The organism is Microcoleus sp. S28C3 (assembly GCF_036700785.1).
Classification (GTDB): Bacteria; Cyanobacteriota; Cyanobacteriia; order Cyanobacteriales; family Microcoleaceae; genus Microcoleus; species Microcoleus asticus.
In genome coordinates this window covers 1-9,199 of sequence record NZ_JAUBPO010000112.1, presented here as the reverse complement: position 1 = coordinate 9,199, position 9,199 = coordinate 1, and the positions used below count along the sequence as shown (strand labels likewise).

The 9,199-nt window shown below is 46.0% G+C and carries 5 protein-coding genes; all 5 read left to right on the top strand.

Translation table 11 applies throughout. The annotated features are described in order from the left end of the window. Positions 1 to 1,117, top strand: a 1,117-nt coding sequence (locus QUA13_RS26440) for a calcium-binding protein (RefSeq protein ID WP_333203321.1), incomplete at its 5' end; no start/stop codon positions are given. Between the two features lie 347 nt (positions 1,118 to 1,464). Beyond that, complete coding sequence (locus QUA13_RS26435) at positions 1,465 to 2,199, top strand: calcium-binding protein (RefSeq protein WP_333203318.1); 735 nt, start codon at positions 1,465 to 1,467, stop codon at positions 2,197 to 2,199. A gap of 71 nt (positions 2,200 to 2,270) precedes the next feature. Beyond that, the gene (locus QUA13_RS26430) at positions 2,271 to 4,073 is read left to right on the top strand and encodes a serine hydrolase (protein ID WP_333203316.1); all 1,803 of its coding nucleotides are present in this window, start codon (positions 2,271 to 2,273) and stop codon (positions 4,071 to 4,073) included. A 625-nt stretch (positions 4,074 to 4,698) separates the two neighbouring features. Continuing rightward, a complete protein-coding gene (locus tag QUA13_RS26425) occupies positions 4,699 to 5,949 on the top strand; it encodes an alpha/beta hydrolase (RefSeq protein WP_333203314.1) in 1,251 nt (416 codons plus the stop codon). A 902-nt stretch (positions 5,950 to 6,851) separates the two neighbouring features. Further along, positions 6,852 to 9,026, top strand: coding sequence for a glutamine synthetase III (locus QUA13_RS26420; protein WP_333203312.1), 2,175 nt, complete (start codon positions 6,852 to 6,854; stop codon positions 9,024 to 9,026). Positions 9,027 to 9,199: the final 173 nt, after the last annotated feature.

The window sequence follows — 9,199 nt, the reverse complement described above, 5'->3', positions numbered from 1 at the left end:
GATTCCGACAGAAACGCCAACTCCGACACCGACACCGACACCGATTCCGACAGAAACGCCAACGCCAACTCCAACACCGATTCCGACAGAAACGCCAACGCCAACTCCCACACCAAAGCCAACTCCGACACCAACACCGATTCCGACAGAAACGCCAACGCCAACTCCAACACCGATTCCGACAGAAACGCCAACGCCAACTCCGACACCGACAGAAATTCCGACAGAAGATTGCCTCTGTAACTCTCTATCCCTCCCAAATCTCAACCAACCCAATCCTGTAGAAAAGGTAGTTGTGAATAGTGCGATCGATCTACCCCTCACAGGTACTGCTAGCAATGAGACATTCGACGGCAGCAGCAGCGAGGATTATTTCCAGGCAAAAGAAGGTAACGATAACCTGTTTGGCGGCGAAGGAAATGACTTTTTAAACGGTAACGAAGGCAACGAGTTTATCTCTGGTGGAACCGAAGATGACTTGCTTTTTGGTGGCCAGAATCAAGACATTATTCTTGGTAATGAAGGAAGAGATAGATTATTTGGAAATCGAGGAGAAGATTCCCTCGATGGCGGAGAAGATAGCGACTTCATTCACGGCAACGAAGACTCGGATTTTTTAGATGGGGGCAAAGGAAACGATTTCTTATGGGGAGGTAAGGATAGAGATTTAATTTTAGGCAGTGAAGGCAACGATACTCTGTTGGGAAATTTAGGTGACGATACTGCCTGTGGTGGCGGTGGCAACGATACTCTGTTGGGTGATAAAAATAACGACCTACTTGATGGCTGTGAAGGAAATGATACGATTTGGGGAGGAAAAGACAATGATACCATATTTGGGGGAGCGGGAGACGACTTTTTAAGCGGCGATTTGGGAGATGATTTTTTAATTGGAGGAAGTGGGAACGATCGTTTTCTGCTTTGGGCAGATTCAGGGACGGATACCATTCTAGATTTTGAACCCGGAAAAGATGCGATCGCCCTTAGTACAGGTTTGACTTCCTCTCAACTGTCAATTACTCAAGCCAACAGCGACACCTTAATCCGCTTGACAGCAACAGGTCAAATTTTAGCTACTCTCAATAACGTATCAGGACTTACACAACTAGGATATTAAAATTTGTTTGTAGTTGCGCTTGGGGGTTCAGAAACCTGGTTTTTTTACGAAAATACGCAGGTTGTGACCCGCTGATTCGGTAAAAAACCAGGTTTCTTTGGTGAGAGTGCGTAAGTCCTGACCTAAAAATTACGATCGCCCACCTGACTTTTTCCAACTTTAATATTTTGAGGACCTGATTTTTTCGGATACATCGTTGCCAAACACCTTTTTTTAGGCTTTTAAATTACCTGATTTTATTCCCATTGTCGCTCACTCGATTTGAGAAGAAACTGGTTTACATAGAACAAGTTGCTTGGGTCGCAATTGCTATTGCACCAAGTCCACAACAAAAAGGAGCAACAAAAATGTCATCAGTTATCAACGGTACTCAATTCGACGACAACAACACTGTCAACGGCAACGGTCAATTCCACAAATCCTTAGTTGGAAAGGATTCGACGATCGACGGTCAAGGTCAAATTCAGATTGCAAATGATACAATCTACGGCTATCAAGGCAACGATCAATTGTTCGGCGGCGGCGGAGATGACATCCTCTACGGCGGCTTCGGCAGCGACAAGTTAAATGGCGACGCCGGCAACGATAAATTATACGGCGAAGCTGGCGAAGATTTCCTATACGGAGGCAGCGGTAAAGATACCCTATCGGGAGGGTTGCACAACGATTATCTATTCGGAGGAAGCGGCAAAGATTATCTCATCGGCGGCGACGGCAGCGATTATCTTGACGGTGCTAATTTTTCTGGGGCTGGTAACGGTATCGGCGCAGGTAGCGAATCCGATTCTCTCGCCGGCGGCGCGGGAACAGACACCTTTGTACTCGGCAACGTTAATAACGTTTACTACCTGGGAACTGGCCATGCTACTATTACGGATTTTAGTTTAGGTCAAGATAAAATCCAAATTAAAGGTAATTTAGCGGACGGCTATTCCCTCAAAACTGGCGATTGGAACGGCAACAATGTTCAAGATACTGGTATCTTCTACCAGGATAATTTGATTGGCGTTGTACAAAGCACAAACTTAACTAATGTCAACCCAAATCAAGTATTCTTATCCGCCCCTCCTATCCCTCAATAGCCTTAATTATCGCTGTCAAAGGGCGGGCAGCAGAGCACCGCCCTACTTTTAAAAATCGGGAGTTTGTTATCATGAAAATTGCGAATCATCGCCAAAAAATCAACAGACTTGTCTGCACAACTTTGACCTTGATTTCAGCTATCCTCATAGGAGGCTTGGGAAAGCTTTCCGAGTCCAACAACAACACAGCTTTAGCGCAAGAAAATATCCCCGTTAGCGGTAGCGGCGACGCGCAACTCCAGCCGATTTTGCAATCGTTGACAGAATTCATGCGCCACCGCTGCGTCGGTGCGGCCGTACTCGGTGTTTCTGTTAAAGGTCAACCCGTCGGTGTGTGGGGTCTCGGCCGCATGAAAGGCAGACCTACTAATAACTGGAATCCGGCTTGCGGCGACGATATGCAGGCTCCTCTAGCTCCCCCAGTCGCAGCAGATACCCCCATGCGTATGGGCAGTATCAGCAAGCCTGTTACCTTTGCAATGGCGCGCTGGGCGCTTAAACAGACGGCGCGCGATCGGGCAGGCTTAGAACTGACTGACGACCAAATTGAAGGGATGAAATTGTTCGACCCCCAGCATTATCCGCCGCTAATTCCCGGTTTAAACAAGCAATATCCAGTAGCGATTATCCCTGAAAAATTGCACGCCGTATTTTCTGGAAAAGTCAAATTTCCCGTTGCAGTTAAAGACAGTAATTGCGCCAATCTTAACTCGGGATTAGCCGAAAAACAGTGGCAAAACGTCACCCTCGGACATTTTTTGTCGCACCGATCGGGACTTCAGCGGAGCGCGCCCAGATACGGTCAAGATATGATTGCAAATTTGCCAGTGCTTCGCAATCTGAAAACAGCAGCCGATTTCCAATCACAAGAACAGCTACTTGTCAGCGAATGGGGCAGCAAATCTGTCAGTTCAGCAAAAAATCAACTCGGCATTTCTGCTAGCGCAGGCTATTTTTTGCCGAGTCCTACTTTAGCAGAAACTATGCAGGTTTTGGCAGGGCGATGCCTTCAGTATCCTCTCGGTCAATATCACTATTCCAATACCAGTCCGGCATTTCCTACGATTATTTTGCAGCAGTTGGTGGCTTCCGGGAGCTATGCTGCTAAAATGGGTAAACCAGCAACTCATCAAGGTTCGGCTTTGGAGGTTTTCTTCAAAACTGACTTAGGAATTCCTACTGCGGCTAACCGGGGAATTTTCATGAGCCAAGAAGTAGAAAATATTGGCGATCGCGAGCCGAAAAAACGGCATTGGAACGGGAAAAATTACTATGGTCAAGGATGGGATTTGAAGCGACCGCACTGCATCTGGAAGGGTAGCTTCTGCGATTTTTCTACTTGGGTAAATCCGAAGCCGGGGAGAATAAATTGGTCTTGGAATTTAAGCCAAGTTCCGTTTAGCAGCAGAAACACTGATTTGAGTCCTGGTACTGGTTCGCTTGCTGCAGAAGCTGAAGTTTTTCTCAAATTTATGTCAGAATATTGGGTGGGCGGTTATGAGAATAACCCGCGCATCGGAGAAAAGCGAAATCAGGTTTGGAATCGATATACTGCCCACAACGGAGCGCTAGACGGTACTCATGCTTGGGCAATCCAGTTAGGGGGAAATAACAATCCGAAAGAGTGGAAATTGCCGCCGATTGATGATAACGGTCGCATCCTTGATGATTTTGCTAATTTAAAGATGTATGCGGGTGTGTTGCCGGATGGAGTTGATATTTTTGTGGCTGTCAATCAGAATGCCGATCGCAAATGTGTTGAGGCTAAAAGCTATAATTGCGGGGATGCTTACGGAATGTTGAATAATTTTATTTTGTACGGTGTTTCTCAGGTAAATTGGAATCTGGTTGTACCTCGTGCCGTTAAAAAATAAAAGTTATAGCACTGTCACATCGGCAGTTTATATTATTCATTTTAACCGCTAAAAAAGCTCTTGCCGCAGATTATAATTTGCTCCACCTAATTCAACAGAATTAGGGCTGTCGATCAGCAGTCCGGCATCTAAATTGTATTTGGGGTGCGAGTAAGATACGCACAATAATTTCATCACACTTGACTATAAAATTTAGATGTGCCTTAGCTTACCAGTTCCAAAAAAATGCAATTCTAGAAAAGGTTCAAACCCGATAGTCATCAGTCATATAGCAATCCTTGCAGGAGTCGTAAATTTTTACCCCACCCCAACCCTCCCCTTGCCAAGGGGAGGGAGTAAGAAATTCACAAATAATGCGAGGATTGCTATAGCTAATGCTTGAATCTAAAATGTACTTCCAATTCTCAAAATTTATGCCATAGTGATGTAAGAACTTGTTTCCGAAAGATTTATCCTGTTTGTGGCGCAAGGCGATTAAATTATTTTTAACGACTTAGGTGTTAAATCAATGCTTTTTGGTAATCTACTTTGAGGCAATATTTGTTAAAGTCTCACTATCATTCTAGCCTATCTTAGGACAATGATATTAGTTTAAACTGATGAAAAATTAGGCTGCGAAAATCCGATGACCCACAAGAAGAACCGCAAAAAGTTACCCTTATTAGCAGCGTTCTTAGTATCGCAATTTATCCCTTGGTTCCTGAGTGCGATCGCACTATTTATCAGTCTCTGGGTCATCGTACCAGCACCCACGATGTTCCTGTACCCTTTGGCGGTGGGAGCACCAGAAATCAGTCCTTGGTTGGTCGGTATCAATACGATCGCCCTTCTGCTGAACCTGCTCCGACGGCATCAAAGCAAAGTCTACATTATTTTGTCAATTTGTAACCTGTTTGCCCTAATCCTGGGCCTGCTTCCACTGATTCAGTTCCCAGCAGCCAATGCAGCGATAGCTACCCAAATGCAAGCAGTTCTAGGGGAAAACTATTTAGCAGCCGTTCCTCAAGCCGATCGCGCGCAGCTACGCCCTCAACCGTTTATCCTCGCAGATGCGTTCCGAGGAATTCCGATTAGAGACGTTAGGATCGATCGGGCTATTGGATTTGCCAACCCTGACGGAGTTTCACTGCAACTAAACCTTTATCGGCCGATGCAAATTGGCAAATATCCGACGATTATCACCCTCTACGGGGGAGCTTGGCAGAGAGGCAATGCCGCTTCCAATGAGGACTTCAGCCGCTATATGGCAGCCCAAGGCTATTGTGTGGTTGCAATTGATTACCGCCACGCTCCCAAGTATCGATTTCCTGCTCAGATTGAGGACGTACAAGCCGCTCTTTCCTATATCAAAACTCATGCTGCTGATTGGGAAATCGATCTCGATCGAATTGCTTTGATGGGAAGATCGGCAGGTGCCCATTTAGCAATGCTAACTGCTTTTGATTCAAGTGTGCTTCCAGTTCGAGCAGTGGTGAACTATTACGGGCCAAATGACCTGAGCAGGGGATACAATGACCCACCTTTTCCTGATGCCATAAATGTTCGAGCCGTCTTGCGTGCCTTTCTGGGAGGAACCCCAGACGAACTCAACGAGCTTTACCGTCGGGCTTCTCCCATCAATTATATTAAACCGAATCTTCCCCCTTCTCTACTGGTTTATGCAGGTCGCGACCATATCGTTCAAGCTAAGTTTGGTCGATCGCTCTACGAACGATTGCGAGCCACGGGCGATCGGGCTATTTTGCTCGAAATTCCTTGGGCTGAACACGCCTTTGATGCAGTTTTTAATGGGCCGAGCAATCAATTAGCTTTGTACTACACAGAACGCTTTTTGGCTCATTCTCTGAAGTCTTCGGATTATCAACGAGTTAAATAAAAGTTTAAAATTTACTCATTTATGCTCAATAAACGGCGCCTCAAACTGTCTGAACTATTGCTCTAAATCTCTTGATTTTAAATTCATAGAAATCGCCATTACTGCGCCGATAAAGTTGTGCGGCGCTGCTGAATCAAAGCTTACCCCGTCAGCGGTGGAGCAACTGCGGGGGGATTGCCCCTACAAATTTCATACCCGAATTCAGCAACGTCAAAGCGAGATCATTTTCTTGCCACACTATATATAGTATCCCTGGGTAAGTCCTGTCAATGTACGATCGCCCCGATCGGTTTCAGCCGCCAGCGTCCTGTTACACTGAAATCCTGCGGTTGTGTGCGATCGGTGCGATCGGCCTTTCTGAAAAAAACATAAAATTCTGTAGCTTAGGATACATTCATTTGGTTAATGATTGTTTAAACTCTCCAAGTGTAGATTGTGTACTCTCCATAATTCTTCAAAACCCCTAAACGAGTGCGTTGTTTGCTGGACTGCGATTTATCGATCGTCGAACCGTTAAAAACCATAAGTAGTTTTGACCTGAATTCATCGGAATTGATTCGCACAAAATTATTGAGCTGACCAGGGTGAAGATTAGTTACTAAATCTGTGCAACGCAGACATCTATGATGTTGACTCAAGTTAGTACAGGCTCTTACCATCTATTTTCTTGCTAATAACCGAAATCCAACCGCATCTCACACTGGATTATCACGCCCGGTGGACGGCGAAGTGATTGAGCCTCGCACTTCCAATCTTTTAGAGCCTGCCAAAAAGGGCATTCTCCCAAAAGTTAGCTTTGACAAAAAACGTTGGGTAAATCCAAAATATTCGTCAATCGTTAAACTTTTGCTAACATCTATTTTTTCTCAACTACTTGTCCCGAAATACCAATAAAAATAACCATGAGTGGAAACGAATCCCGCGTTCAAGCAATTTCTCAAATCGTTAACCGCAAACTGATGCCTGCCCGGCCTCCCAAGCGGCTAGAAGATATGTGGGCAACAGACGTTTTTAGTCTGAGCAAAATGCAAGAAAGTCTGCCCAAAAGTATTTTCAAATCAGTAAAAAACACCGTTCAAACAGGCAAAAAACTCGACGAGTCAGTAGCTGATGTAGTTGCAGTAGCCATGAAAGATTGGGCTATTTCCAAAGGAGCGCTGTACTACGCCCACGTATTTTACCCGCTCACCAACGGCACCGCCGAAAAGCACGACGGTTTCATCTCAGTCCAAGGCGACGGCTCCGTCATCTCAGAATTTGCCGGCAAAGTTCTCGTACAAGGCGAACCCGATGGCTCGTCATTCCCCAACGGCGGCATTCGCTCTACCGCCGCCGCTCGCGGATATACAGCCTGGGATGTCACCAGCCCTGCTTATGTCATGGAAACAGACAACGGCATGACATTGTGCATTCCTACTGTTTTCATCTCTTGGACAGGTGAAGCCTTAGACAAGAAAACGCCGCTTTTGCGTTCCATTGCTGCCATGAACAAAGCAGCAACCAGAGTGTTAAAGCTGTTAGGAAATACCGAAGTTGCCCCGGTAAATTCCAGTTGCGGTGCCGAACAAGAATACTTCCTGATAGATTCCAATTTCGCCAACAGCCGCCCCGATTTACTGTTAGCAGGTCGCACCCTTTTCGGTAAACCTCCTGCCAAAGGTCAGCAATTTGACGACCACTATTTTGGAGCAATTCCAGAGCGCGTTCAAGTTTTCATGCAGGAAGTAGAAGAAAGAATGTACCGCCTGGGCATTCCTGCCAAAACTCGCCACAACGAAGTAGCTCCCGGTCAATTTGAAATTGCACCATTTTTTGAAGCAGCAAACGTCGCCAGCGACCACCAACAATTAACCATGACAATTCTCCGCAACACTGCGAAGAAACACGGTTTTATGTGTTTGCTGCACGAGAAGCCTTTCGCCGGCATTAACGGTTCTGGCAAACACGTCAACTGGTCGGTCGGCAATGCCACCCAAGGAAACTTATTAGACCCCGGCGATACACCGCACTCGAACATACAATTTCTAGTGTTCTGCGGCGCTGTGATTCGCGGAGTTCACAAATACGGGTCGCTGTTGCGCGCCGTAGTTGCGACTGCCAGCAACGACCACCGATTGGGTGCAAATGAGGCTCCGCCAGCGATTATCTCTGTCTATTTGGGTTCGCAATTAGAAGATATCTTCGGGCAAATTAGCCGGGGAGAAATTAAGGACTCTCAAGATCGGGGAATTATGAACTTAGGTGTAGAAACACTGCCTACTTTCATGAAGGATGCTGGGGACAGAAACCGGACTTCGCCCTTTGCCTTTACTGGAAACCGATTTGAATTCCGTGCAGTAGGTTCCGGTCAGTCTGTTTCCGGCCCGCTGGTGGCGATGAATACAGTTCTTGCAGATTCTTTGGACTGGATTGCTAACAAATTAGAAAGCGATTTGGCTAACGGAACTGAACTGAATGCTGCCATCCAAACAATTCTCAAAGAAGTGATGGACGAGCACGGTGCGGTTGTATTTGGCGGCAACGGCTATTCGGAAGAATGGCACAAAATGGCCGTTGAGGAACGGGGTTTAGCTAACTTGCGGACTACGGCAGATGCTTTGCCCGTGTTGAAGGAAGGATACATTGAAGACTTGTTTGAAAAGACAGGTGTTCTGACTCCCGTTGAATTGGAAAGCCGTTATGACGTTTATGCAGAGCAGTATTTGCTGGCCATTGAAGTCGAAGCAAAACTGGTATCAAGCATGGCAAAAACCATCATTTACCCGGCAGCGGTGAGGTATTTAGCTGAACTTTCCGGGGCTATTTCTAAGTTGAAAGAGATTGGGATTGAACTGTCCAAGGAAAGTGCCGAAAAAGTAGCGGTGCTGCTTAAATCCATGATGGATACTGCGAGCAAATTGAGTGCTGCTTTGAGCAAGCACGATTTTGCTTCGACCGAAGACCATATGCAGTATGCTTCGCAAACAATTCGTCCTTTGATGGATGAGGTTCGCAAGTATGCGGATGCTCTGGAAGGTGAAGTGGCTGATGATTTGTGGCCGCTGCCTACTTATCAAGAAATGCTGTTTGTTAAGTAATCGCGAATTCGGTTAATTCCAGGTTAGAGTTGTAAGGACACGGCAGTGCCGTGTCCTTACTTTTTTTTGAGGTTAAATGAGTGTTACGCTGAATCTGTCAATCGATTTGAGATTTTAGATTTTAGATTAAAGAATTGAAGCATTGACCCCACGGATAAATTCGGGGGCTCCTT